22 protein-coding genes and 1 pseudogene are annotated in these 23,722 nt (G+C 56.6%); 6 read left to right on the top strand and 17 right to left on the bottom strand.

Features of this window, described 5'->3' with window-relative positions; translation table 11 throughout:
- Positions 1-22 precede the first annotated feature (22 nt).
- Genes tauD through tauA form a run of 4 tightly spaced genes read right to left on the bottom strand, consistent with a single transcriptional unit; the run spans position 23 to position 3,432 of the window.
- Complete coding sequence (gene tauD, locus ENTMO_RS0105585; protein ID WP_010427974.1) at positions 23-871, bottom strand: taurine dioxygenase; 849 nt, start codon at positions 869-871, stop codon at positions 23-25.
- Positions 868-1,695 carry a taurine ABC transporter permease TauC gene (gene tauC, locus ENTMO_RS0105580; protein ID WP_010427972.1) on the bottom strand — a complete coding sequence of 276 codons (828 nt, stop codon included), beginning with the start codon at positions 1,693-1,695 and terminating at the stop codon, positions 868-870. The genes tauD and tauC overlap by 4 nt, the downstream gene beginning before the upstream one ends.
- Positions 1,692-2,459 carry a taurine ABC transporter ATP-binding subunit gene (gene tauB, locus ENTMO_RS0105575; protein WP_010427970.1) on the bottom strand — a complete coding sequence of 256 codons (768 nt, stop codon included), beginning with the start codon at positions 2,457-2,459 and terminating at the stop codon, positions 1,692-1,694. The genes tauC and tauB overlap by 4 nt, the downstream gene beginning before the upstream one ends.
- A 10-nt stretch (positions 2,460-2,469) precedes the next feature.
- Positions 2,470-3,432, bottom strand: coding sequence for a taurine ABC transporter substrate-binding protein (gene tauA / locus ENTMO_RS0105570; protein WP_010427968.1), 963 nt, complete (start codon positions 3,430-3,432; stop codon positions 2,470-2,472).
- Between the two features lie 240 nt (positions 3,433-3,672).
- On the opposite strand from tauA, the gene ENTMO_RS0105565 reads away from it, so the two are divergent.
- From ENTMO_RS0105565 to fbpC, 6 genes and pseudogenes are all read left to right on the top strand, one after another.
- Complete coding sequence (locus ENTMO_RS0105565; RefSeq protein WP_010427966.1) at positions 3,673-4,302, top strand: response regulator transcription factor; 630 nt, start codon at positions 3,673-3,675, stop codon at positions 4,300-4,302.
- Positions 4,302-5,843: an MASE1 domain-containing sensor histidine kinase gene (locus ENTMO_RS0105560; protein ID WP_010427963.1), complete on the top strand. Its 1,542-nt coding sequence runs from the start codon at positions 4,302-4,304 to the stop codon at positions 5,841-5,843. Before ENTMO_RS0105565 ends, ENTMO_RS0105560 begins: the two co-directional genes overlap by 1 nt.
- 85 nt (positions 5,844-5,928) lie before the next feature.
- Positions 5,929-7,230: an MFS transporter family glucose-6-phosphate receptor UhpC gene (uhpC, locus tag ENTMO_RS0105555; RefSeq protein ID WP_010427961.1), complete on the top strand. Its 1,302-nt coding sequence runs from the start codon at positions 5,929-5,931 to the stop codon at positions 7,228-7,230.
- A gap of 13 nt (positions 7,231-7,243) precedes the next feature.
- Positions 7,244-8,275: pseudogene (locus tag ENTMO_RS23870) on the top strand (ABC transporter substrate-binding protein).
- A gap of 65 nt (positions 8,276-8,340) precedes the next feature.
- Positions 8,341-10,419, top strand: coding sequence for an ABC transporter permease (locus tag ENTMO_RS0105545; RefSeq protein WP_010427960.1), 2,079 nt, complete (start codon positions 8,341-8,343; stop codon positions 10,417-10,419).
- Between the two features lie 4 nt (positions 10,420-10,423).
- On the top strand, positions 10,424-11,470 hold the full coding sequence (gene fbpC / locus ENTMO_RS0105540; RefSeq protein ID WP_010427958.1) for a ferric ABC transporter ATP-binding protein: 1,047 nt from the start codon (positions 10,424-10,426) through the stop codon (positions 11,468-11,470).
- A gap of 46 nt (positions 11,471-11,516) precedes the next feature.
- Here the strand turns inward: fbpC and ENTMO_RS23865 are convergent, their stop codons facing one another.
- The 13 genes from ENTMO_RS23865 to mmuP form a co-directional block, all read right to left on the bottom strand.
- The gene (locus ENTMO_RS23865) at positions 11,517-12,107 is read right to left on the bottom strand and encodes a hypothetical protein (RefSeq protein WP_041951368.1); all 591 of its coding nucleotides are present in this window, start codon (positions 12,105-12,107) and stop codon (positions 11,517-11,519) included.
- 90 nt (positions 12,108-12,197) lie between these two features.
- A complete protein-coding gene (locus tag ENTMO_RS0105530; protein ID WP_010427954.1) occupies positions 12,198-12,683 on the bottom strand; it encodes a hypothetical protein in 486 nt (161 codons plus the stop codon).
- Positions 12,646-13,383 carry a winged helix-turn-helix domain-containing protein gene (locus tag ENTMO_RS0105525; RefSeq protein ID WP_010427952.1) on the bottom strand — a complete coding sequence of 246 codons (738 nt, stop codon included), beginning with the start codon at positions 13,381-13,383 and terminating at the stop codon, positions 12,646-12,648. The genes ENTMO_RS0105530 and ENTMO_RS0105525 overlap by 38 nt, the downstream gene beginning before the upstream one ends.
- 163 nt (positions 13,384-13,546) lie before the next feature.
- Positions 13,547-14,347, bottom strand: coding sequence for a cyclic diguanylate phosphodiesterase (locus ENTMO_RS0105520; protein ID WP_010427950.1), 801 nt, complete (start codon positions 14,345-14,347; stop codon positions 13,547-13,549).
- A gap of 5 nt (positions 14,348-14,352) precedes the next feature.
- Entirely contained in the window at positions 14,353-15,219 is an 867-nt protein-coding gene (locus ENTMO_RS0105515) for an MrpH family fimbial adhesin (RefSeq protein WP_029484990.1), read from the bottom strand.
- Between the two features lie 13 nt (positions 15,220-15,232).
- Positions 15,233-15,709, bottom strand: coding sequence for a fimbrial protein (locus tag ENTMO_RS0105510; protein WP_010427946.1), 477 nt, complete (start codon positions 15,707-15,709; stop codon positions 15,233-15,235).
- Positions 15,702-16,283, bottom strand: a complete 582-nt coding sequence (locus tag ENTMO_RS0105505; protein ID WP_010427944.1) for a fimbrial protein — start codon at positions 16,281-16,283, stop codon at positions 15,702-15,704. Before ENTMO_RS0105505 ends, ENTMO_RS0105510 begins: the two co-directional genes overlap by 8 nt.
- A gap of 16 nt (positions 16,284-16,299) precedes the next feature.
- Entirely contained in the window at positions 16,300-17,046 is a 747-nt protein-coding gene (locus ENTMO_RS0105500; protein WP_029484989.1) for a fimbria/pilus periplasmic chaperone, read from the bottom strand.
- A 30-nt stretch (positions 17,047-17,076) separates the two neighbouring features.
- Positions 17,077-19,560 (bottom strand): outer membrane usher protein, encoded by a 2,484-nt coding sequence (locus tag ENTMO_RS0105495; RefSeq protein ID WP_010427940.1) that lies wholly within the window; start codon positions 19,558-19,560, stop codon positions 17,077-17,079.
- 1 nt (position 19,561) lies between these two features.
- Positions 19,562-19,990, bottom strand: coding sequence for a fimbrial protein (locus ENTMO_RS0105490; protein ID WP_237702312.1), 429 nt, complete (start codon positions 19,988-19,990; stop codon positions 19,562-19,564).
- 211 nt (positions 19,991-20,201) lie between these two features.
- Positions 20,202-20,717: a fimbrial protein gene (locus ENTMO_RS0105485; RefSeq protein WP_010427936.1), complete on the bottom strand. Its 516-nt coding sequence runs from the start codon at positions 20,715-20,717 to the stop codon at positions 20,202-20,204.
- 595 nt (positions 20,718-21,312) lie between these two features.
- The gene (gene mmuM, locus ENTMO_RS0105480; RefSeq protein ID WP_010427933.1) at positions 21,313-22,245 is read right to left on the bottom strand and encodes a homocysteine S-methyltransferase; all 933 of its coding nucleotides are present in this window, start codon (positions 22,243-22,245) and stop codon (positions 21,313-21,315) included.
- Positions 22,232-23,632 carry an S-methylmethionine permease gene (mmuP, locus tag ENTMO_RS0105475; protein ID WP_010427931.1) on the bottom strand — a complete coding sequence of 467 codons (1,401 nt, stop codon included), beginning with the start codon at positions 23,630-23,632 and terminating at the stop codon, positions 22,232-22,234. Before mmuP ends, mmuM begins: the two co-directional genes overlap by 14 nt.
- Between the last annotated feature and the right edge of the window lie 90 nt (positions 23,633-23,722).

Raw genomic sequence — 23,722 nt, 5'->3', positions numbered from 1 at the left:
CCCGGCCTACGGGTGCGACGGTTCAAGGACGGTAAAACGGCTTATCCCCCAAAATCGTCGCCCGCTGCATAATCCTGCGCTGCGGAAGATAGTCCGCATTGGCATAGTGCTGCGTTACCCGGTTATCCCAGATCGCCAGGTCGTTCTCCTGCCAGCGCCAGCGCACCTGAAACTCCGGCTTGGTGATATGCGCGAAGAGGAACCCCAGCAGCGCCTCACTCTCTTTCTCGGATACGTCCACGATGCGCGTTGTGAACCCTTCGTTCACGAACAGCGCCTGCTTGCCCGTGACCGGATGGGTGCGCACCACCGGGTGCAGCAGCGGAGGATGCTTCGCTACCGCCTCCTGCCAGCGCTGATGTTCCTCTTCCGTTTTACGGTACTTGTACTCCTGGAACGATTTTTTGAAGTCGTGCTCTGCGCGCAGCCCGCTCAGCAGCGTCCGGAACGGCGCGGAGAGCGCCTCAAAGGCCGCAATGCCGCTGGCCCACAGCGTATCCCCGCCCGTCTCCGGCAGCAGCTTCGCCGCCAGAATCGCCCCGGCCGGCGGCGTCTCGATAAAGGTCACGTCGGTGTGCCAGTTGTCGTTATCCGGCGGGTTATCGTTGTGGGTGTCCAGAACGATAATCTCCTCCACGCCTTCCGCATGCGGATAGACCGGGTGGATATGCAGGTCGCCAAAACGCAGCGCCAGCGCGCGCTGCTGCTGCGGGGTGATCGCCTGTTCGCGCAGGAACACCACCTGATGACGCAGTACCGCGTGGTACAGCTGCTCGAACTGGTTATCGCTCAGCGGACGGGTCACATCCAGGCCCGACACCTGCGCGCCAATGTACGGCCCCAGCGGGGTAATGGTCAGACGTTCACTCATTGTATTTCTCCATGCCAGGGCGTCAGGCGGCGCTGTAACGCGCGCAGCCCCAGTTCTAATCCAAAGGCGATCGCGGCGATCACCGCGATCCCTGCCAGTACCACGTCAGTCGCCAGGAACTCTCCCGCCGACTGCACCATAAACCCAAGGCCGCGCGTGGCGGCAATCAGCTCAGCCGCCACCAGCGTGGACCAGCCCACGCCGAGGCCGATGCGCAGCCCGGTTAAAATCTCCGGCAGTGCGCCCGGTAAAATCACGAACAGCAGCACCTGCGTGCGGCTGGCTCCCAGCGACTGCGCCGCGCGGATCCGCACCTGCTGGGCGCTCTTCACGCCCGCCAGCGCCGACATGGCAACCGGGGCGAAAATTGCCAGATAAATCAGCAGGATTTTTGACGTTTCACCGATGCCGAACCAGATAACCATCAGCGGCAGATAGGCCAGCGGCGGCACCGGACGGTAAAGCTCAATCAGCGGGTCGAGGATGCCGCGCACCGTCGGGCTTAAGCCCATCGCGATCCCGACCGGAATCCCGATAATTACCGCCGCCAGCAGCGCCACCAGAATACGCGCCAGACTTGCACCTAAGTGCTGCCAGAGCGTGGCATCCATAAAGCCCTGCGGCCCGGCGATGGTAATGAGTTTGGCCAGCACCTGTCCCGGCGGCGGCAGAAACAGCGGGCTAACCCACTGCTGGGCAGCAACCGCCCACCACACCGCCAGTAAGACCAGCAGCGTACCGACGCTCAAGGTGATTTGGCGCGAGAAAGGCCAGCGCAGCGCCAGACGCGTGCGGCGCGTTTTTTCACTGAAGACGATACTCATGAAAAAGCCTCCCGTTGTTCAAACACGCGGCTTAAGACGTATTCACGCTGTTCGATAAACAGCGGATCGGATTTGATGCTGCGCACGGGTTCTCCCGCGACGTAGCGGCGGGCGAAATCCAGCGGCAAACGCTCCAGCACGCGGCCCGGCCCCGGCGAGAGCAGCGCCAGCTCGGTCGCCATAAACACCGCCTCTTCGATATCGTGGGTAATCAACAGCACCTGCTTGCCCGTCTCATGCCACAGGCGCAGCAGCAGGGTTTGCATCTGCTCGCGGGTGAAGGCATCCAGCGCCCCGAACGGCTCGTCCAGCAGCAACAGCTGCGGATTTGCGGCCAGCGCGCGGGCAATACCTACGCGCTGCCGCTGACCACCGGAAAGCTGCCAGATAAAGCGTTTTTCCGCCCCTTCCAGCCCCACTTTTTTCAGCATCGCCCGCGCCGTTTCCAGCCGCTGTTCACGATTAACACCCGCCAGCTGCAGCCCAAACGCCACATTTTCCTGCACGTTGCGCCAGGGGAGCAGCCCTTCATTCTGGAAGACCACGCCGCGCTCGGCGCCCGGGCCTTCCACCTTTTTGCCTTCCAGTTGAATGGTGCCATGCTGATAAGGGACAAACCCGGCGATCAGATTCAGCAGCGTGGTTTTTCCGCACCCTGACGGGCCCAGCACCACCAGCAGCTCACCGCTGTCCAGCGTCAGGTTGATGTCCTCCAGCGCGGGTTTACCACCGTAATCGGCATACAGGTTCGTAATATTCAGCATGGCGGACTCCTTATTTCACAAAGCGATCGGTCACGTACTGGCTGTAATCCGCTGCCGCCGCAGGCACTTTGCCCTGCTCTTTCAGGAAGGTGGCGGTATCCACAATCGCTTTGTTCACCGGCCCGGTCAGCTGCTGCACCTGCTGCGCGGGGGTCAGATAGGTATTGCCTTTCACCAGTCCCGGCACGTCCGCTTCCGGCACGCCGCTCAGGCGGGAGAGTTTTTCCAGGTTGGCGGGCTGCTTCAGCCATTCATCCGGGTTACTGATGTACGGCTGCTGGGCGTCAATCGCGCTTTTCGCAAAGGCTTTCACCACCTCAGGATGTTTCTCGGCAAAGTCTTTGCGCACGACCCACACGTCGAGGGTTGGCGCGCCCCACTGGCCCACTTTTTCAGAGTCGGTCAGCACGGTGCCGTCTTTTTCCAGCTCGTTCACCGCCGGGGCCCAGACGTAGGCACCGTCAATGTCGCCGCGCTGCCAGGCGGCGATAATCGCCGGCGGCTGCAGGTTGAGAATTTGTACCTGACCCGGCTTGATGCCCCAGTGTTTCAGCGCCGCCGGCAGGCTGTAGTGCGTAGTTGAAATGAACGGCACGGCGATGCGTTTGCCGATCAGATCTTCCGGTTTGGTGATATTTTTCTTCACCACCAGCGCTTCAGAGTTCCCGAGCTGTGAGGCGAGCAGGAACGCCTCAATCGGCGCCTGCTGGCTGGCCGCCACCGCCAGCGGGCTGGATCCAATATTGCCGATCTGCACGTCGCCGGAGGCTAACGCACGCACGACGGATGCCCCGCTGTCGAACTTGCGCCAGTCGACTTTCGCGCCGCTCTCTTTGGCAAAGGTGTTGTCCGCCTGCGCGACTTTCGCCGGTTCCGCAGAGGTCTGATACGCAACGGTGACGTCTACCGCCTGCGCCTGAAAAGCCCACAGCGCCAGTGCGCCGAGTAATGTGATTCGCGATGAAATTGCCATAGTGCCTGCTCCCCTTGTTGTTATGAGGGCAGTATTTCCGGCGCGGGAATTTTGATAAAGGAATAAAAAGGTATCGCTCATTCCGAATCGTTTTTAGAAAAAAACCGGCAAAGGATAGTTAAAAAGTGGGCTGTGGCTTTATTGCAATTTTGTTACATCGGTTACATAACCGCAGCCGCAGGATTGCCAGCCCGCCGGCAACGGGCATCATAGGTCAACGAATGAGCAAAAGGTGTCGAGATGATTAAAGTGGTGCTGGTGGACGATCACGTGGTGGTGCGTTCCGGTTTCGCCCAGCTGTTAAATCTGGAAGAGGATGTGATCGTTGAGGGCCAGTTTAGCAGCGCGGCGGAGGCGTGGCCCGCCCTGTCGCGCAACGATATCGACGTGGCGGTGATGGACGTCGCGATGCCGGACGAAAACGGTCTTAGCCTGCTCAAGCGCCTGCGCCAGCAGCGGCCGACGTTTCGCGCCATCATCCTGAGCATCTACGACACACCGGCCTTTGTGCAAAGTGCCCTCGACGCGGGTGCTAGCGGCTATCTGACCAAGCGCTGCGGCCCGGAGGAGCTGGTGCAGGCCGTGCGCGCCGTCGGCATGGGCGGGCATTACCTGTGCGCCGATGCGGTAAAAGCGCTGCGCGGCGGCGAGCCGATGCCAAAAGTGCTTGAGGCGCTCACTCCGCGCGAGCGCGAAGTGTTTGAGCTGCTGGTGAAAGGCGAAAGCGTGAAGGAGATAGCCTATACGCTTTCGCTGAGCCATAAAACCGTTCATGTCCATCGTGCCAACGTGCTGGGCAAGCTTCAGTGCAGCAGCACCATCGACCTGGTGCACTTCGCGCTGGATAACCAACTGCTCACGGGCCACTGATGCAGCGCGCTGTCCGGCATCTGATCCTGTCCCTGTTCATTATGCTGGCCTGGGGAACCGGCTGGCTGATGCTGTGGACGCTGAGCTTCTACCTTACCCACAACGGCCAGCAGGCGGTGCTGTTTCTGCCGCAGGGGGTGTGGCTGGCGCTGATGATTTTACTTTCACGCCGCTACTGGCCTGCATTAATTCTTCCCCCCCTTGCCGCCATTCTGTGGCTGCACGGTGAGCAGCTCCTCACGCGTTATCTGATGCTGGCCGTGCCGCTTATCGGCATCGTCAGCGCCTGGCTGGCGCAGCGGTACTGGCACCGCTTCCCGCTCTACTGGCAGCGGCTGTCGACGCTGATTGCGGCGGTGACGGTGAATGCCCTGCTGCAAACCTTGCTCCTGTCGCCCTTTCTGGACAGCCCGGCCACGCTGCTTTTGCTCGGCTCCTTTACCGGTGGCGTACTGCTTACGCCGTTCGTCTATCTGGTCTTCGAATTTTTACGCCAGCAGCATCGTTACCATCTGCTGGGGCTGGACACCAGCAATCCGCCGCTGCGCACCTCGCTGATTATCTGGTGCAGCCTGTTTTTCATTATCGGCATCGGCACGCAGATGGTGCTCTCCCCGGCGCTGGAGCGACTGCTGCTGATTGTCGTGTTCCTGCCCAACGTGGTGATGGCGTGGAAATTCGGCTGGCAGGGCGGTGTCCTTTCCGGGCTGCTCGGCAGCATGATGATCACCATTGCCCGCCAGGTGGGCGTCGGGTTTAGCGACCTTCTCGAACTGGAAATTTTTCTCTCTACCCAGTCGCTGCTGGGGATTGGCCTGGGGATCGCCATCAGCCGCCAGCAGCATCTGGCGATGAACCTCGAACGCTATCGCCACCGGCTTGAGAATGAACTTCAGGCCAGACGGGCGCTGGCGGAAAAGCTGATCCATTCCGAAGAGGACACCCGCAAGCAACTGGCGCGCGAGCTTCACGACGAAATCGGCCAGAACATCACCGCTATCCAGATCCAGTCTCAGCTGGTGAAGCGGGCGAGCGATACGCCGCTCGCCATTGAGGCCGCCGGACAGATCAACGATCTCGCGCGGCGTATTCACCACTCCACGCGCCAGCTGTTGCGCCAGCTCCGCCCACCCGTGCTGGACGAGCTGTCGCTCCAGGAGGCCCTGCACCATCTGGTCAACGAGTTCGCCTTTGCTGAACGCGGGATCCGCTGCCGTTTTGATTACCGGCTTCCCACGCCGCCGGAGAGCGAAACGCTGGTCTTTACCCTGTATCGCCTGCTCCAGGAGCTACTCAACAACGTCTGCAAACACGCCAACGCCAGCGAAGTCACGATTCTGCTCTGCCAGCGTCACGCGCGGCTCTACCTCGAGGTGCACGATAACGGCAACGGCATCAGCCCGCAGCAGCAGCCCGGCTTCGGCATTCAGGGCATGCGCGAACGCGTCTCGGCGCTCGGCGGCGAACTGACGCTGGAATCCCGTCTCGGGACGCGCGTAATTGTTAACCTGCCCACAAATTTGCAACAAACGCCGCGCTGACCAGGAAAAAGTCTTAGTCACTCCAGACTTTGTCTCATCCCATTTATGCCGCACTTCCCTACAGTCATCTCAAACGGAGAACGCCATGCACGCACTGTCTGCTGAAGAGGTTTCACAACGTTACCGGGCGCTGCGCCCCAGGCTGCTCCTTTGTATGGTGATTGGCTACGCCGCGTTTTACCTGACGCGAAAAAGTCTGAACACTGTTTTACCCGCGCTGCAGCTGGATTTGGGGCTCAGCAAGGGCGATATCGGGCTTATCGGCTCGCTGTTTTATCTCAGCTACGGGCTGTCCAAATTCGCCGCCGGGCTCTGGCACGACAGCCACGGACAGCGCGCCTTTATGGGCATCGGGCTGCTGGCAACGGGCGTGCTGAATGTGCTGTTCAGCTTTAGCGATGCGTTCCCGCTGCTGCTGTTTATCTGGACGCTGAACGGCTTCTTTCAGGGCTGGGGCTGGCCGCCCTGCGCCAGGCTGCTGACCCACTGGTATTCGCGTAACGAACGCGGCTTCTGGTGGGGCTGCTGGAATACCTCCATCAATATCGGTGGCGCGATTATTCCGTTGATTTGCGCCGTTGCCGCCCACCGATGGGGCTGGCAGGCGGCGATGCTGACACCGGGGATCATCAGCATCGTGCTCGGCCTGTGGCTGACCACACAGCTGCGGGGCACACCGCAGGAAGAGGGTCTGCCCACGGTCGGGGAGTGGCGGAGCGATCCGCTGGAGCTGCGCCAGCAGCAGCAAAGCCCGGCGATGGGGCTATGGCAGATGTTGCGCACCACCATGCTGCAAAACCCGATGATCTGGCTGCTCGGGGCGTCGTATGTGCTGGTGTATCTCATCCGCATCGCCCTGAACGACTGGGGCAACATCTGGCTGGCAGAAAGCCACGGCGTGAACCTGCTCAGCGCCAACGCCACGGTGATGCTGTTCGAAGTGGGCGGCTTACTGGGCGCATTGTTTGCCGGATGGGGGTCAGACCTGCTGTTCAGCGGCCAGCGTGCACCGATGATTTTGCTGTTCACGCTGGGGCTGATGGTGTCTGTCGCCGCGCTGTGGCTGGCACCGGTTCACCACTATGCCCTGCTGGCGATGTGCTTTTTTACGGTCGGATTTTTCGTCTTCGGTCCGCAGATGCTCATTGGCCTTGCCGCCGTTGAGTGTGGACATAAACAGGCGGCAGGCTCGATTACCGGCTTTCTCGGCGTATTTGCCTATCTGGGCGCCTCGCTGGCCGGGTGGCCGCTGTCGCAGGTGATTGAACGCTACGGCTGGTCGGGGATGTTCAGTTTGCTCTCGATTGCTGCCGTCCTGATGGGTTTATTACTGATGCCCTTGCTGATGGCGGGCATCACCGCTTCTCGCAGTCACATAACGTCATAAAAAGGGCTGAATAATGAAAACAACGCTTCTCTCTACCCTCATTGCTTCCGGGGTCGCGCTGGCTACCTTGACCGGTGCCGCACAGGCCAAAGGCCGTCTGGTGGTGTACTGCAGCGCCACCAACGAAATGTGCGAAGTCGAAACCAAAGCGTTCGGTGAAAAGTACGATGTTAAAACCTCGTTTATCCGCAACGGCTCCGGCAGCACGCTGGCGAAGGTGGATGCCGAGAAGAAAAACCCGCAGGCCGATGTCTGGTACGGCGGCACGCTCGATCCGCAGTCCCAGGCCGGTGAGATGGGGCTACTCCAGCCCTATAAATCGAAAAACCTGGAACAGATCATGGAGAAATTCCGCGATCCGGCCAAGGTGAAGGGCAACCTCTCCTCGGCGGTCTACGTCGGGATCTGAGGCTTTGGCGTCAATACCCAGCGCCTGAAAGAGAAAAACCTGCCGGTCCCCAAATGCTGGAAGGATCTGACCAAGCCGGAATACAAGGGCGAGATCCAGATCGCCGATCCGCAAAGCTCCGGCACCGCCTATGCCGCGCTGGCAACCTTCGTCCAGCTGTGGGGGGAAGACCAGGCCTTCGACTACCTGAAACAGCTGAACGGCAACGTGTCTCAGTACACCAAATCCGGCATTGCCCCGGCACGTAACGCCGCGCGCGGTGAAACCGCCATCGGCATCGGCTTCCTGCACGACTACTCCCTGGAAAAAGAGCAGGGTGCGCCGCTGGAGCTGATCTCTCCGTGCGAAGGCACCGGGTATGAAATTGGCGGCGTGAGCATTCTGAAGGGCGCGCGCAACGAAGAGAACGCGAAGCTGTTCGTGGACTGGGTGCTCTCGAAAGAAGCGCAGGAGCTGGCGTGGAAGAAGGGCAAGTCCTACCAAATCCTGACCAATACCACGGCGGAAACTTCGCCGAACTCGCTCAAGCTCGATGACCTGAAGCTCATCAGCTATGACATGGACAAGTACGGCTCCACGGACGTGCGTAAAGCGCTGATCAATAAATGGGTCAGCGACGTGAAGATGGGTAAATAAGCCCGCGAACAGTGGTCATCGCCCGGCAGCATTCCTTTGCCGGGCATCCAACACCCGGAAAACTTATGTCACAGACACTTGCTCTTCATTCCGCCACAAAGCGGGATGCGGTATTCCTGTGGGTTTTACTCGGCTGGCTGGCCTTTGCCCTGCTGCCGAGCTGGAACCTTGATTACGGCCTGCTGGAGTCTACCGGGGATGAGATCCTCGACGCCTACGGCTGGTCTCATGTCAACGTCAGCTGGCTGTGGTACCTGCTGCCGAGCCTGCTGCTGGTGCGCCCGTTTAACGAAGCAAAGCGCGAGCAGCGCAGCCGCCACTATCTTGACGCGGGCTGGGCGCTGCTGTGTATGGCGTTCGTGGTCATCAGCGCCACCGTGGAAGGACGCGGTTTAGGCTATGCCACCATCGTGCTGTTTGTTGCCCTGGGCGCCATCATGACGCTGGCCCTCACCCGCCTGGAGTGGCTGGGCGGCGATCGCTTTGTCATCGGCTCGCTGATTACCATCGTGGCGCTGATCGGCATTTTTATCGTCTGGCCGAGCATCGCCATTTTCATTCCGATGTTCACCAACGACGCGGGTGAATTCGCCCCGCTGGCCTTTATGAACGTGCTGTCGCAGGCGCACATTATCCAGGTCATCATCAACTCGATTCTGCTGTCGATAGCCGTCGGGGTCGGCTGCACCTTCTTTGGCCTGGTGCTGGCGATCTACACCACGCGCATCGCTAAACGCAGCGCCATCATTGGACGTATCTTCTCGATTCTCCCCATCGTGACCCCGCCGTTTGTGGTGGGGTTGGGCGTAACGCTGATGATGGGGCGCTCTGGCTATATGACGGAGTTGATGGTGGACTGGTTTGGGTTAACCAATACCAACTGGCTGTACGGCTTCACCGGCATCTGGCTGGCGCAGGTGCTGGCCTTCACGCCGATGGCCTTTATGATCCTCGACGGCGCGATCAAAACCATCCACCCGTCGCTGGAAGAGGCCTCGTACACCCTGCGCGCCAGCCGCTGGCAGACCTTTAATGGCGTCTTCGTGCCGCTGCTGAAACCGGCGCTGGCGAATGCGTTCTTAATCGTGATTGTGCAGTCGCTGGCCGACTTCAGTAACCCGCTGGTGCTGGGCGGGAACTTCGACGTGCTGGCCACGCAGATCTACTTCTACATTACCGGCTCACAGCTGGATTATCAGGCAGCGAGTACCCTTGGGGCGTTCCTGCTGCTGTTCTCGCTGCTGGTTTTCTGCATCCAGTACATGTGGATCGGCAAGCGCTCCTACGTCACCGTATCCGGTAAATCTTACCGGGGCGACGTGCAGCCGCTGCCGGTGACGCTGGTGTGGAGCGTGATCGCCCTGCTGACGGTGTGGATCGCCTTTAACGTCCTGCTCTACGGCAGCATTTTCTATGGCAGCTTTACCGTCAACTGGGGGGTGGATTACACCCTGACGCTGGATAACTTTATCAAGCTGTTCGGCCAGGGGATGAGCGATGGCGCGTGGCCTTCGCTGCTCGATACTCTGCTCTACGCCGGGATTGCCGCGCCGATCACCGCCGCCTTCGGACTGCTGATTGCCTGGGTTGTGGTGCGCCAGCAGTTCCGGGGTAAAAAGACCATCGAGTTCACCACCATGCTGTGCTTTGCCGTGCCGGGTACCGTGGCGGGCGTGTCGTACATTCTGGCCTTTAACAGCGCGCCGGTGTACCTCACGGGCACCGCCGCCATCGTGATCATCTCCATGGTGATGCGTAACGTGCCGGTGGGGATTCGCGCCGGGATCGCGGGATTAGGGCAGATCGACAAGTCACTGGACGAGGCCTCACTGAGCCTGCGTGCCGGAAGCCTGCGCACCATCACCCACATCCTGCTGCCGCTGCTGCGTCCGGCCATTTTATCGGCGCTGATTTACAGCTTTGTGCGCGCCATTACCACCGTCAGCGCCATTGTGTTCCTCGTCACGCCGGACACCCGCGTAGCAACGGCCTACATTCTGAACCGCGTGGAAGACGGCGAATACGGCGTGGCGATTGCCTACGGCTCGATCCTGATTGTGGTCATGCTGGCGATCATTTTCCTCTTTGACTGGCTGATCGGCGAGGCGCGTATCTCCCGTTCAAAAGCCAAAAACCAGGGGTAACACTATGACTGAGAAACATTTTGTTGAACTGCGCAACGTGACCAAACGCTTTGGCGCAAACACAGTAATTGAAAACATCAACCTGGCGATCCCGCAGGGACAAATGGTAACGCTGCTCGGCCCGTCCGGCTGCGGTAAAACCACCGTGCTGCGCCTGGTTGCCGGGCTGGAAAAACCGACCGAAGGGCAGATTTACATCGATGGTGAGGATGTGACCCACCGCTCCATTCAGCAGCGCGATATCTGTATGGTGTTCCAGTCCTACGCGCTCTTCCCGCATATGTCGCTGGGCGAGAACGTGGGCTACGGTTTGAAGATGCTGGGCGTTTCGCGTGCAGAGATAAAAACGCGGGTCAAAGAAGCCCTGGCGATGGTTGACCTGGAGGGGTTTGAAGATCGCTATGTGGATCAGATTTCTGGCGGCCAGCAGCAGCGCGTGGCGCTGGCCCGCGCTCTGATCCTCAAACCCAAAGTGTTGCTGTTCGATGAACCGCTGAGCAACCTCGATGCGAATCTCAGGCGCAGCATGCGGGACAAAATCCGCGAGCTGCAAAAGCAGTTCAACATCACCTCGCTGTACGTGACGCACGATCAAAGCGAGGCATTTGCGGTCTCCGACACCGTGCTGGTGATGAACAAGGGCAACATTATGCAGATTGGCTCGCCTCAGGATTTGTATCGGCAGCCGGCATCTCGCTTTATGGCGAGTTTTATGGGTGATGCCAACCTCTTCCCGGCCCGCTTCAGCGAGGATGCTGTGGAAATCCACGGCTACCGTCTGCCGCGTCCGCTGCACTTTGCTACGCAGGGCGAAGGCACCGTCGGCGTGCGTCCGGAGGCGATTACGCTCAGCCAGCACGGCGAGGCGAGCCAGCGCTGCACTATCCGCCACGTCGCCTATATGGGTCCGCAGTATGAGGTGATTGTCGACTGGCACGGACAGGAGATTTTACTGCAGGTGAACGCCACGCGCCTGCAGCCGGACGTGGGCGATGCGTACTATCTTGAGATCCACCCGTACGGGATGTTTGTACTGGCGGAGGCGGCTTAATGAAATGCGAAACGGTAACGCGGGTTGCCGTTTCGCGTCTTCACTTTTAATCCCGAAACCAGGTTTCGGGTAAGGTATAAGATTGTTGCAATAAGTCATGGCGAAAAATATACAGGCAGGCAAGATAAAAATGTCTGACGTTAAGCCGCTGGCAAATTTTGTCTCTGAGCTTATAGACCTGCTTTTGAGAACAACAAAACATCTTTGCCATCTCTTCGATATCCTTTCCGCACAGAAATGCATTAATTAACGCCATCTCTTTTTCTTCTATTTTTATTTTCACCGGCAGTGAACCTTTATCCGACATTAAAACAGGAATTTTATTGATGATCATTAGCGTGATATTTTCTGGGCTGGTTTTCATGTCAACAGTGTCCCCACAGGGGGTTACGCTGAAGGGCAATTTTGCGGGTTGATTCATACAAAGCATAATAGCCTTAGTACGCTCAAACATAGCCGAGACAACGCGCCACCCGTGCTCAAGATCGTTCATCGGCATTCTGCTGTCCACCAGGACCACACACTCACGATGAGGGGTTTCAAACAGCGTAAGATCCTGAATATGCACAAGAGGAATACAGTGCTTTAACCCCTGGAAGAGATAACTATCCTGTGTTATCAGAACGTTTAATGGCATGAAATTTACACCCAAATGCGTTTTACCGGCAAAAAGATTCCGGCCTCTTAACATTAAGAGGCGGAGAGATAATTTAAAAAAATAACGGCGTCAGTCTGATTTAGCGCACACTAATACCGTACGCCGCAAATCGCTGATGCTCCATACTTCACCCTGTAGCTTCCGCACCTTAAATAAAAAGACCTTTTGGGCTGAAGTGAGTTTTTCTGATAAAAACTCAGGTAGTGTTTCGCTACTGTTCTTCTCTATGCCTTCTCTTTTAAATTCAGTAAAAGAGTGAGTGTTATCTCCGGAATAACGCAGTCGGGCATAGCGATCGACGATATAGCGCTGGTTGTTGTAGGTCACGACCCCATACTCGGTAATGTAGCTGAGCGCATCTGGAACGAAGTGAACAACAAGGTGGATGCTGGCAACAATCTTGTCATTGTCTTTGCCCAGCTCAAGATTCATATCCGTTGTGCAATCCAGCGCACGGGTGTCCTTGGGCACGTACAGCAGCGCGCCAATAAAGATCAGAATCAACAGCACAGCAAGGCTAGCCCACTTTAGTCGAGACGAAGTTTTTACATTCATTAAATTCCCCTTCACTATCGACCGTACATTTTGCGACAAAGATTTCAAGAAGCTCAGTTTTCTCATGTACTCTACTGTCATCGTAAAAAATAAAGGCTGGTGTTGAACACTTCGTCAGCAACTTCATCCCGTTGCCTTCAGAAAAATAGTGTTCCACTCTCTTTACATTCACTTTGCTGTGATAAAAGATTTTGCACTGCTGAACTTGTTTTAAAAGCGTGACATCCTCGCGTTTGTCGAAAAAATTGAGATATAAAGCGATTGCTAATCCAATTATTATGAACAACACGCCGGTCCATTTAATCAACCTTGTCTTATGGACATTGGGCTCTTTATCAGGTGTTGAAATCGCCTGCATCACCAAATAGTCCCTGGACTTTTCGTTGAACTGAAGGTTATCCAACACCAACTCAAAACCTTGTTTAGGGACAGTTTTGAGCACATCATGAATTTCAAACTCTGTGAAAATTTTACGCAATATACTGATATTATTGTTCAAACTGTTACTCGATGGGGTTAATCCAAAATCGCCCCATACCTTCTGCAAAAGATCCTCCCTGGTCATTAACCGGTTATTATTCTCCAGGAGAACGAGAAGAAGTCTGCATGCCGGATTAGAAAGCACATGTTGCGTGTTTCCATCCGACACAGTCCTTTCAGCAACATTGAAAGAGACATTATTGTTTATTATGAAATGCATAACACTGCCACCAGCTCCAATATTAACCCACACTCTTCATGGCATTAATGCCGATAGCTAGTTTAGCGTATTGGGATAAAGCGACAAAATACCCGTTCAATTGCGTATCATACCGTCTGGAAATTTTTACTCACGTCATGACAAATAATAACCAACGACGCTCTTATTCCCTATTTTTCATCTGGAAATGTAACCGTCTGGCGGCAAGATACTCCCGTAACTGCGATTGACTCAATGCGCAGGAAAAGAGATAGCCCTGCTGAATAACAATCCCCATATCGCGCAGCAGCTGTGATTGTTCAGGGGTTTCAACCCCTTCAGCAATGATGCCAAGACCCCGCGCTTTCGCCAGGTCCGCAACCCTCGCTGCAATGGATGTTGATGCTTTATCTGAGGAAAGATGCTTAACGAAAAGCTGGTCAACCTTCACCCCATCCACGCTAAATTGCTCAAGGTATTCCAGATTCGAGCAGCCGGTACCAAAATCATCCAGATAGATCTCGACACCCGCCAGCTGCAGCTTCAGAAAAGCGCCCGTAACCTCAGGCGTAGGCGGTAATGGTTGTTCTTCAGTGACCTCGACCACCAGACAGTATTTTTCCAGAGGAATAGCCGCCAGAAACGAAAGCGTATCAAACACAAAACCGGGCTTCGCGACCTGAGAAGGGCTCACATTAAGCGAAAGATGAAGACCTTCAGGCAGCACTGCATCCAGTTCGTTAATATCTGCCGCAACCTGGCGCAGCAGGTGTTGCGTCATTTCTGGCAACAGGCCGTTCTCGTCAAATGCGCGGATAAGCGCCAGGGGAGAGACATTCTCCTCAGAGAGTGACCAACGCATTAATATTTCCAGCCCGTACAACCGCTGGGTCCGGCTATTAATCAGCGGCTGATAATAAGGAACGATCTCACCCATCATAAGCGCGCAGTAGAGATCGATTGTGTTCATGGGTAACGCAGTCATTGTCATCACTCCACCGTAATCAGCATCACAGTGGAGCCGGAAAACTCTCCTGCCGCCACGCTGCCATTTGTATGAAGAACTGATTTCACAACGACATTTTCCTGTTCGGCGACGTCCAGAGTGAAGCCATTCGTGCCCAGCACGTTGTCATTCATATAGAGCTCGGAATAGAGGCTGCCGTCATCACGCAACTGCACGTTATCCGCGGAGTAGATATACAGCTTGAGCGTCTGCGAAGAGGTACAGTTAATACTGACCGTTTCGCTGACTTCATGCCCGTCAAGCTCCTGGCGCGTCAGCGTACCATGATCGAGTGTCAGAACATCCTGATCGAAATCGCAGGAGCCGCTGGGCTGCGGGGCCGTACCGCAAATGCTGCCAGGCATCATGGGATGGCCTTGAAATGCAGTTTCGTTCACCGCAGACGAGTTACTCCCGAGGTTTTTCCCCGCAGCATAGAACATTCCGACGCATTCCTCTGCCGCTACGGTATTTGCTTTATGATTCGTCGTACTTGAAAAAGGTAGCGAGAAAATGGCTTTAATTTTTTTTGCCAAATCACCCATGGTTTCTGATTCGATAATAAACGGGTAAGTACCTGCCCCCCATGAACGGACAATCCCACTGCCTGACGTCCCCGCTGCATCGTGTCTGTGGCCAATAAAAATCGTACATGCAGAGAGCCCATAACATGGGTTTGGTGTTGAATCATCCTCATCCCAGTCCGCGATCGTAAAGTTATAGTCGTAGCAGTATGTCTGAGTAGCTGAACAGGTACTCAATGAGTCAATCCAACTCCAGACAGACGCTGAAGCGGGCTGAACAGCGGTTAATGCCAGCAAAGAAAGCAGTATAAGGAGCATTTTTTTCATTACGGTTAGCCTGTTACTGGTACTGAATTTTCAGCGTGGCTGACGCGCTAAACACGCCGGTTTCCACTTCTGTGGCATCATCTTTAATTGGTGCAGCCTGCAAGACGGGCACCTCCGGCCAGGTAAACGGCATCCAGGGATTCAGCGGCATTGATTCTCCGTTCATATACAATTTGATCCCCAGTCCCCCGCGGTCGGTGGCCAGATAGTCATCGTTAAACGATGTCGCCGTCCCCTCAAACTGCATCTCCAGATCGTTAGAGGTCAGATCCTCACAGACCAGCGAATAGTCGATGGTTTTCATAAAGTTCTCGCCGTCAATCTGGCGCGCCTGTAGATTGCTGCCAAAATCCACATGGACGGTTTCGCCATTGTTGATTTCACACACCCCTTCCACGACCACGCCGGTGACGTTTACCGTCAGGGATGACCAGGCCGCCGGATTGACCAGCAACAAAGCGATAAGCAGAGCAAAACGTGAACTAGTCATAATTAAGCCTGAAGTGGATCAGCGCCTGCCATGACCCCGCCACCAGCGGTGCAGAGGTACGTTCCGGTGCGAGATAATAAAAAAGCGTGTTGTCATCTGACTCCAGCAGCAGCGGATGCCCCTCATCGTTAAGACGAACCGAACGGTGCAGCCTGTCGGTCAGGTGTAGCCCCACCCCGCTGGCTCCGGTCACGCGGACCAAACCCGGATTAAACAACTCTCCCGGTGCAACAAAGCTGACCGTGACCGAGGGCTGATCCCGGCTCCAGAGCAGATCGCCACTCCACGCATCGCGTACAGAGGTAGGTGACGGCATACAATCCTCCAGATGGATCTCCACCCGCACCGGCGTACCCTGGTCGCCCGGTTTTTTAAGCGCCCCCGTTGCCGTCGTTCCCATGTCCACCTCCTGCCACGCGGAGTCCATCTCCAGGCGGCAGGCGCTTTCCGTCAGCGCACCGCGCACGTGCAGCAGCCCATAGCTGCCATCGACCAATTCGTCCGCGGCACTTAGCGATCCTGCCAGCAGCATCAGCGCGAGCCCGCTCCCCTTTTTCCAGTACGCGATAGTCATGCCACTCTCCCGACGGTTACTTTTTCTTTTCCTGCGGTACGGCTTTGCACTCGCTGCCACCACAGCTGAAGACCAGCTTCGCGCGGCCGCCAAAGTCGTTGACGTAAGTCAGCACCGGTGCACCGCCCAGGGCAGAAGCCGAAGGCGCCAGCGTCAGTTGCCCTTTCGGCTCGACCATGATCGGTTTGAATCCTGCCGCTGCTTTGCCGGTGAGCGTCGAAGACGCATTCACCAGAGAGATGTAATACGGCGTCGGGTTGTTCACGCGGTACTTGTCACCTTCCCGCGTCAGGGTCAGCTGTTCCTGAAACGGCGTGGAATAATCAGCACGCTGCACTTCAATAGCGGCCGGGCGATAAAAGAGCTTGATGCGGGTCTGGAGCGCCAGCTGCAGCGTATTAGGCTTGCTGCTTTTGGGTGGGATCTCGCGCAGATTGAAATAGAACAGCGACTCCCTGTCCTGTGGCAGGCGCTGGATCCCTGCGGTGGATTGCACCTTGATCTGACTCTGCTCGCCCGGTTCAATGCGCTGAACAGGCGGCAGCAGCACCAGCGGATCGGTGATTTTTTTACCCTGAGCATCTTCCACCCATCCCTGAGCAAGATACGGCAGCGTTTTGTTTTCATTGGCCAGGCGCAGGCTCACGGATTTTGCCGCGCCGTCAAAAATCACCCGGGTTCTGTCCAGCGATACGGCGGCTGTTGCCACGCCTGAAATCATCAGCGCCAGGCCCGTCAGGGCGGAAATTCGCACAATTGTCATCCTGATACACTCATCTTATATTCAGGCCGGTTATTCCGGCACACAGGTTAAAAGCAGGTTCTCCAGCACGGCTGGCAGAACGGTTGGCAAATGCACCACGCAGCGGGCGTGTCCATCCCATTTGACGGTCATTTTGCCGTTTGGCTGAATGCCGCTTAGCCAGACGCTTCCTTCGTCATTCACCACCCCCGTCTCCTGGTTTCTCTCATTCATCACCGAGGCCCCAAACGGCGGGAAGCTCCCGTCAGCCTTACGGATAAAGGCCATCGCTTTACCACCCGCAATTACGTCAAACTGGCGATAGCCGATCGCCCCTTCGGTGAGCGTGGCCTGTGAGACGGATCGGGTGACGTCAGCATTTTCATCAAGCTTGTCGACGTCAATGCGGATCGGATTGCGGTAGTAGCTGTTCACATCGCCAATCACCGCCTTCCCGAATCGGTTGGTTTTCACCGAGGCGCCGGATCCCTTAACGGGCACGCCGCTGACGCCTGCGGTATCCACCAGCACGCGGCTGCCGCCCCGCGCGTTCGAGCGATGCGCTGCGCCCCCTTCGTTAGTCAGGGTCAGGCCGCCGGTCACGTTCATGCCCAGCGAGGTATAGCTGCCGGACTGGTAGCTGGCATTGGTCTGCACCTGGGCGCTATCGCCCTGCCAGGTGTAGTAGCCGTACGCCGTCGGGCCGCTGCGGGAAAGGCCGCTGCTGACCTGGAAGCTATTGTGCTCATCCACACGGCCGTAATAGCTCACGCGGTGGGTGTTATCGGTGCGGTTAATTGTGGCGCCATAGCTGAGCGAGGTGCCGTTACCTATTGGCAGCGAGACCGAAATGTAGGCCCCGTCATCCTTCAGGGAGTAGTACTCGCTGCGGTAGGCCGTGAGCGATACGCTCATGTTCTTGAACGGACCAAGATCGACATAGCGCGACAGCGACAGGCTTACGCGATCGTTATCCGCGCTGTTCCAGTAGGTCTGATGACTGTAATTGAGGTAAGCGCTCAGCCCGACATCACGGAAGCGTTTGTTAAACGACACCGTGTATTTCTCTTTCGGGCTGTGCGACGTGCCGCTGCCGTAGCGGGTATCGAGGTACTCCGACATGCTCATAAAGTCACGTTCGGGGAAGCGGTACCCGGCAAAGGTGACCTGGCTGTCATACTCGTCGAAAGTTTTTGAGTAGCTCACCCGGTAAGAGGTACCGGACAGCGTGCCTTCAGAAGGCAGTACCGCCCGCGACTGCGTTACGTCGAAGGCCAGCGCGCCGAGGATGAAGAGATCGCGCCCGATCCCCACCGACAGGGCATTGTAGTCACCGCCAATAACCGAGCCGCCGTAAAGCGTCCAGCCATTCGCCACGCCCCAGGAGGCTTCTCCGGAGGTGAACATCGGCCCGGTCATGCTGTGCCCCCACTCAGGGGGTTTACCTGCCGCCAGCTTATAGCGCACGGCACCCGGGCGGGTCAGATAGGGAACGGACGCCGTTGTTACCTGGAAAACCTGCACGCTGCCGTCCAGTTCTTCGACTCGCACGTCGAGCGTGCCGGAGATGGCATCATTCAGTTCCTGAATACGAAATGGCCCGGCGGCGACCTGCGTTTCGTGGATCACGCGCCCCTGCTGGCTGATAGTGACTTTACCCCCCGATCGGGAGATCCCTGTCACTTCGGGCGCATAGCCGCGCAGACTCGGCGGCAACATGCTGAGATCGGAATTCAGGCTAACGCCGCTAAAACGGAAGGTATCGAAGATATCGGAGCTGAGGTAATCCTCCCCCACCGTCAGCTTTGCTTTCAGTGAAGGAATGGCGCGGTAGAGGTAGTAACGGCTAAAGGAGAAATCCTTGTCCGTATAACCGTCACGTTTGTTCCAGTTAGTCTGCCAGTCGGCGCGGGCACGCCACGGCCCCAGGTTGGCGCCAAATACCCCATTCCCGCTAATATTCTGGCTGTCAGAACCGGTCTGATTTTGCTGCGCCTGGAGATTAAGGTTGTAGTCGGCAATCACCCCCGGAATACCGTCATCCCAACGCGAAGGCGGATCCCAGTTTGGCGCGGTATACTCCAGCCACGCCTGCGGGATCGCCAGATAGAGCGTGTCCTTTGCCAGGTCGACGCGCATATCCAGCCCTTCGAGGCTGGCTTTGTCCAGACACTCACCATTACGCAGCCAGCGCAAATTATCCATGACACTGGCTTTCAGATTGAAGCGGGAGAGCTGATCCGGCGTCAGACAAATCAGGCTATCCTGGCCGTTTTCCCCGTCCGGATACACCACGATTTGCTCTTCGCGCAGAATGTCTTTGTTCACCATGATGCTGAAGGTGTAGTCGCCGGGCATGACATAGCCGCGACGCGAAAAGTGGCTAAGATCGATATTGCTCTTGTCCTGCGTGTCCAGCACGTCAGTATTGAACTGAATGTCATCGTCGGCCCCGCTTTTCGCCACCGGCACGATTAGAGCCAAAATCAGCACGCTAAGCGTTGAGCGTCGGAATGTCCGTATCGTTTTTTTCATCTCAGTTGTAATCCATTCTGAAGCGGATCAGAGACTGGTAATCCCCGGCTTTGAGCGGCTGTCCGTTGCTGACAAGCTGAAGCGAATAATTCAGGTTCATGCTGCCCGCCGTGACCTCTCTGGCGGGAAAGGCCACGCCGGGCGCGGCGATATTGCCGTCGGTATCGCGGATCGCCAGCTCAATTCCCTGTGCGTCTCCACGCACGTAAAACCGGTCTGCGCCCGTCATTGGCTCAAACGTTATCTGGTAGTACTCGGAGTCATATCTCCCGTTCCCGGGTGTCGGCAGCATCAGGCAATTAATTAAGCGAACGGTGAATGCACGTGTGGGGCCATAGCCTTTGGTGGCAATCTCCGTCACGGGCGTATCGCCCATATCAATGGTTTGATCGCGGCTACCAAGATCAATTGCACAGGGTGTATAGAGCACCGCCCCCTGAATAAGGACGGCACCCTCCCCCTGGTTTGCAGCAAATAAAGGCAGGCAACAACCAGACAGGAGAAAAGGGAGTGTTTTAACTATTTTTGTTGTATTCGAAAATATATAACCCATAGCAAACCCTTTTCACTTATTCAGTCGGTATCGAATATCAGACGGCCAGCAAAGGCCGTCTGACGGGTCATCGAAATAAGGTCAGGGCTTATTCGTAGGCCAGCGTCCAGTTAGTCACAGCGGTGAAATCACCTTCGGTTGGTGCTTCACCACCGATGATGTACGCGGAGTAAGTGAGGGTGTTGTCGCCGTTAACGACGTTCTGGCCAACAGTGGCTTCACCCAGGGTGATGGTGTTGCTGTCGCCGTCGGTCATCACGACGCCAACATCGGTTGCATTGCCGGTCACGCCCAGCACCGCTCCGTCAACGCTGGAATCCGCGCCGGAGAAGGTAGTGGTCACAGTGGTAGCGGTCTCAACAGAGCAGTTTTCCAGGTGGATGTAGAATGGAACCGGCGTAGAGGTGCCGCCGTTCGCCACCGCGGAACTGGAAACCTGGCCGAGGCTAATGGTCTGATCTTCGTCACCTGCCGCGATTGAACATGGCGCGTCGATAACGGAACCGGTGAAGGTCACAACGCCGCTGCCCTGGTCTGCCTGAGCACCGAAAGCAGCCATACCAGAAGCCAGAACCAGTGCAGTAAAGAGTTTGTTCATTTTCATAAAAATCGTCCTGTAAATTAAGTGAATGACACACACAGAAGATTTTTGATGGCTGAATTTGGGCAATATGCGCCCCGCCCGAAAATTGGGCTTAATTAAATTACTCAGCGATCAAATAATCTTTTAAACATCGTCATCAGCAAATTCAGTTGAACTTACGCATATCTCCCTGCGCTTCGCTGATGCAATAAATAGTAACCCGACGATGAAAAAATAAAAGGCAAAATACCCTACCAGAACAAAAACAAAAGACATGCTTAAATAAGAGGTTTAATTAGAATAATAAAAATAAATCCTCCAACAGTTAGATTTTTATACTTAACTAACCAGGAATGATAGATTATCAATCTAAAACTTAACTTTTTAACCCACAATGACAGTCATAAGCACGAAATTATCAACGCAAACTTGTTGCTGGAGTATGAAAGGTAATTACATTAATTCAAAAAGAAACGAGGTCAGGGGATAATATCATTCGTGCACGAACTGATGTTATCCATTTGGGACAGGCATCTCATTTGGCCAGGAAGAAATATCGGGAAGTGTATTAAGAGAATTATTCCCGGCCTGCGTAACCGCTGACCGGGAGTCATGATTACCGCTGCGCGTTCAGCTCAGCAATGTCTTTCGGCGTGGTGCGACAGCATCCGCCAATCAGCTTCGCCCCGGCAGCCAGCCACTGCGGCAGAAACCCTGCCAGCGTCTCGCACGCTTCACCGTGGTGGTGCCAGGTTTTGGTTACCGCGTCATAGTGCTCGCCCGAGTTCGGGTAGACCACCAGCGGCAGCGCCGTCAGGCTTTGCAGATGCTTCAGCGCCGCGGTGGTGTTTTCCAGGGCGATGCAGTTAATGCCCAGGGCAACAATGTGCGGAGAATTCGCCAGTACGCTGACCACCTCACGCAGCGGCGTACCGTCGCTCAGGTGCTCGCTGTCGCGTAAGGTGAACGAGAACCACGCCCGGGCGCGGGGATATTCAGACAGCAACGCCGCCAGCGCCTTAATCTCCTCAAAAGACGGTAGGGTTTCGCAGGCCAGCAGGTCAGCGCCCGCATCCAGCAGCGCCTCCACTCGAGGATGATGGAAGGTGGTGAATTCTTGCGCACTGCGCACGTAGTCGCCGCGATACTCTGAGCCATCCGCCAGATAGGCTCCGTATGGCCCGACAGATCCCGCCACCAGCAGCGTGCCCGCATGCGGATTTTCAGCCAGATACGCTTCGCGCGCCTTACGCGCCAGCTCCACGCTTTTACCAATCAGCGCGCGGGACTGCGCCTCGTCCAGACCGCGCGCGGAAAAGCCCGCAGGCGTGGCTTGATAGCTGGCGGTGATCGCCACCTGCGCACCCGCGCGGTAGTAATCAAGATGCACTTCGCGGATGAGATCCGGGTTTTCAACCAGCACTTTGGCAGACCAGAGGCTGTCTGCCAGGTTACAGCCGCGCGCTTCCAGCTCCGTTGCCATCGCGCCATCCAGCACCACGAAGGGCTGCTTTTCAAGGAGGGCGGTAAGCGGATTATTCTGCGACATGTTCAGGCTCCTGCGATGTCAGATTACGGGTCAGGTAGTACGCACCATAACACAGGGCGACAAACGGCAGCCCGCAGTAAAGCGCAATGCGCTGGCTCGGATCAAACCACAGGCCGACACAGGCCACCACGCAGAGGACAAAGCCGAGCACCGGCACCAGTGGATACCACGGCGCACGGTACTGCAGCGCAGAGAGCGGCTGGCCGGACTGCAAATGACGGCGACGGAAAACGAAGTGCGACGCGCAGATGCTGATCCACACCGCCACCACCGCAAACCCGGAAATTGCAGACAGCGCCACAAACACCGTGTCCGGCGCAATCACGCTTGAGAACAGCGCCAGCACCCCGCCGAGCATGGAAACCGACAGCGCCGTCAGCGGCACGCCGTTTTTGTTGACGCGGGCAAAGCAGCGCGGCAGCGTTTTCTCATTCGAGAGCGACCACAGCATGCGTCCAGACGCGTACAGACCGGAATTCGCCGCCGAGAGGATCGCCGTCAGGATCACAAAGTTAAAGATATCAGCCGCATAAGGAATACCGACCTTTTCGAACACCAGCACGAACGGGCTTTTTTCCACCCCTGCCTGCTGCATCGGGATCAGCGCCGCCAGCACAAACACGGTGCCGATAAAGAAGATAATCAGGCGTGCAATGGTGGTGCGGATCGCCACCGGAATGACCTTGTGCGGGTTTTCGGTTTCACCCGCCGCGATGCCGATAAGCTCGGTCCCGGAGAAGGCAAAGTTCACCGCTACCATGGTCATCAGGATCGGCAGGCCGCCGTGCGGGAACCAGCCTTCGGCGGTGATATTGCTCAAACCCGGCGCGGGCGCACCGTCCTGCATCGGGATAAAACCAAAGATCGCCGCCCCGCCGAGAATAATAAAGGCAATGATAGTGACGACTTTCACCAGCGAAAACCAGAATTCACCTTCAGCAAAGAAGCGCGTCGAGATGACGTTGAGGCCAAAAATCACCGCGCAGAAGACCACGCACCAGGCCCAGACGGGCACCTGCGGGAACCAGTACTGCATGCAGAACCCGGCGGCGGTAAAGCTCGACCCAAGCGCCACCGTCCAGGTGAGCCAGTAGAGCCACGCCACGGTGTAGCCCGTCGCCGGGCCAAGATAGCGGGCGGCGTAGACATGGAACGCGCCGGTTTCCGGCATCGCCACGGAAAGCTCCCCCAGACACTGCATCACCAGCCAGACCACCAGCGCGCCAATCAGGTACGCCAGCAGCGTGCCCGCCGCCCCGGTCGTCGAAATGATATAACCCGTATTGAAAAATAACCCTGTGCCAATCACGCCACCCAGCGAAAGCATAATCAGGTGGCGTGTTTTCATGGTGCGCTTAAGCTGCCCATTTTCTTGTTGTGTTTGCATATTACCTTCTAAACGTATGGACATCTAAACATCCAAAGAAGGTGTGTTATACCGCGATTGTTAATAAAAAGCTAGATGACCAGTCGCAGA

The organism is Enterobacter mori LMG 25706 (genome assembly GCF_000211415.1).
Classification (GTDB): Bacteria; Pseudomonadota; Gammaproteobacteria; order Enterobacterales; family Enterobacteriaceae; genus Enterobacter; species Enterobacter mori.
This window is presented reverse-complemented; position numbering and strand designations above follow the sequence as displayed.

Excerpts from the sequence above, each read along its gene's own strand:
- mmuP (WP_010427931.1), bottom strand. The coding sequence starts at position 23,632 with ATGCAAACACAACAAGAAAATGGGCAGCTTAAGCGCACCATGAAAACA.
- ENTMO_RS0105565 (WP_010427966.1), top strand. The coding sequence starts at position 3,673 with ATGATTAAAGTGGTGCTGGTGGACGATCACGTGGTGGTGCGTTCCGGT.
- ENTMO_RS0105485 (WP_010427936.1), bottom strand. The coding sequence starts at position 20,717 with ATGAAAATGAACAAACTCTTTACTGCACTGGTTCTGGCTTCTGGTATG.
- ENTMO_RS0105500 (WP_029484989.1), bottom strand. The coding sequence starts at position 17,046 with ATGACAATTGTGCGAATTTCCGCCCTGACGGGCCTGGCGCTGATGATT.
- ENTMO_RS0105530 (WP_010427954.1), bottom strand. The coding sequence starts at position 12,683 with ATGAATGTAAAAACTTCGTCTCGACTAAAGTGGGCTAGCCTTGCTGTG.
- ENTMO_RS0105525 (WP_010427952.1), bottom strand. The coding sequence starts at position 13,383 with ATGCATTTCATAATAAACAATAATGTCTCTTTCAATGTTGCTGAAAGG.
- ENTMO_RS0105560 (WP_010427963.1), top strand. The coding sequence starts at position 4,302 with ATGCAGCGCGCTGTCCGGCATCTGATCCTGTCCCTGTTCATTATGCTG.
- ENTMO_RS0105495 (WP_010427940.1), bottom strand. The coding sequence starts at position 19,560 with ATGAAAAAAACGATACGGACATTCCGACGCTCAACGCTTAGCGTGCTG.
- ENTMO_RS0105515 (WP_029484990.1), bottom strand. The coding sequence starts at position 15,219 with ATGAAAAAAATGCTCCTTATACTGCTTTCTTTGCTGGCATTAACCGCT.
- mmuM (WP_010427933.1), bottom strand. The coding sequence starts at position 22,245 with ATGTCGCAGAATAATCCGCTTACCGCCCTCCTTGAAAAGCAGCCCTTC.
- ENTMO_RS0105510 (WP_010427946.1), bottom strand. The coding sequence starts at position 15,709 with ATGACTAGTTCACGTTTTGCTCTGCTTATCGCTTTGTTGCTGGTCAAT.
- fbpC (WP_010427958.1), top strand. The coding sequence starts at position 10,424 with ATGACTGAGAAACATTTTGTTGAACTGCGCAACGTGACCAAACGCTTT.
- tauB (WP_010427970.1), bottom strand. The coding sequence starts at position 2,459 with ATGCTGAATATTACGAACCTGTATGCCGATTACGGTGGTAAACCCGCG.
- ENTMO_RS0105545 (WP_010427960.1), top strand. The coding sequence starts at position 8,341 with ATGTCACAGACACTTGCTCTTCATTCCGCCACAAAGCGGGATGCGGTA.
- ENTMO_RS23865 (WP_041951368.1), bottom strand. The coding sequence starts at position 12,107 with ATGCCATTAAACGTTCTGATAACACAGGATAGTTATCTCTTCCAGGGG.
- tauD (WP_010427974.1), bottom strand. The coding sequence starts at position 871 with ATGAGTGAACGTCTGACCATTACCCCGCTGGGGCCGTACATTGGCGCG.
- tauC (WP_010427972.1), bottom strand. The coding sequence starts at position 1,695 with ATGAGTATCGTCTTCAGTGAAAAAACGCGCCGCACGCGTCTGGCGCTG.
- uhpC (WP_010427961.1), top strand. The coding sequence starts at position 5,929 with ATGCACGCACTGTCTGCTGAAGAGGTTTCACAACGTTACCGGGCGCTG.
- ENTMO_RS0105520 (WP_010427950.1), bottom strand. The coding sequence starts at position 14,347 with ATGACTGCGTTACCCATGAACACAATCGATCTCTACTGCGCGCTTATG.
- ENTMO_RS0105505 (WP_010427944.1), bottom strand. The coding sequence starts at position 16,283 with ATGACTATCGCGTACTGGAAAAAGGGGAGCGGGCTCGCGCTGATGCTG.
- tauA (WP_010427968.1), bottom strand. The coding sequence starts at position 3,432 with ATGGCAATTTCATCGCGAATCACATTACTCGGCGCACTGGCGCTGTGG.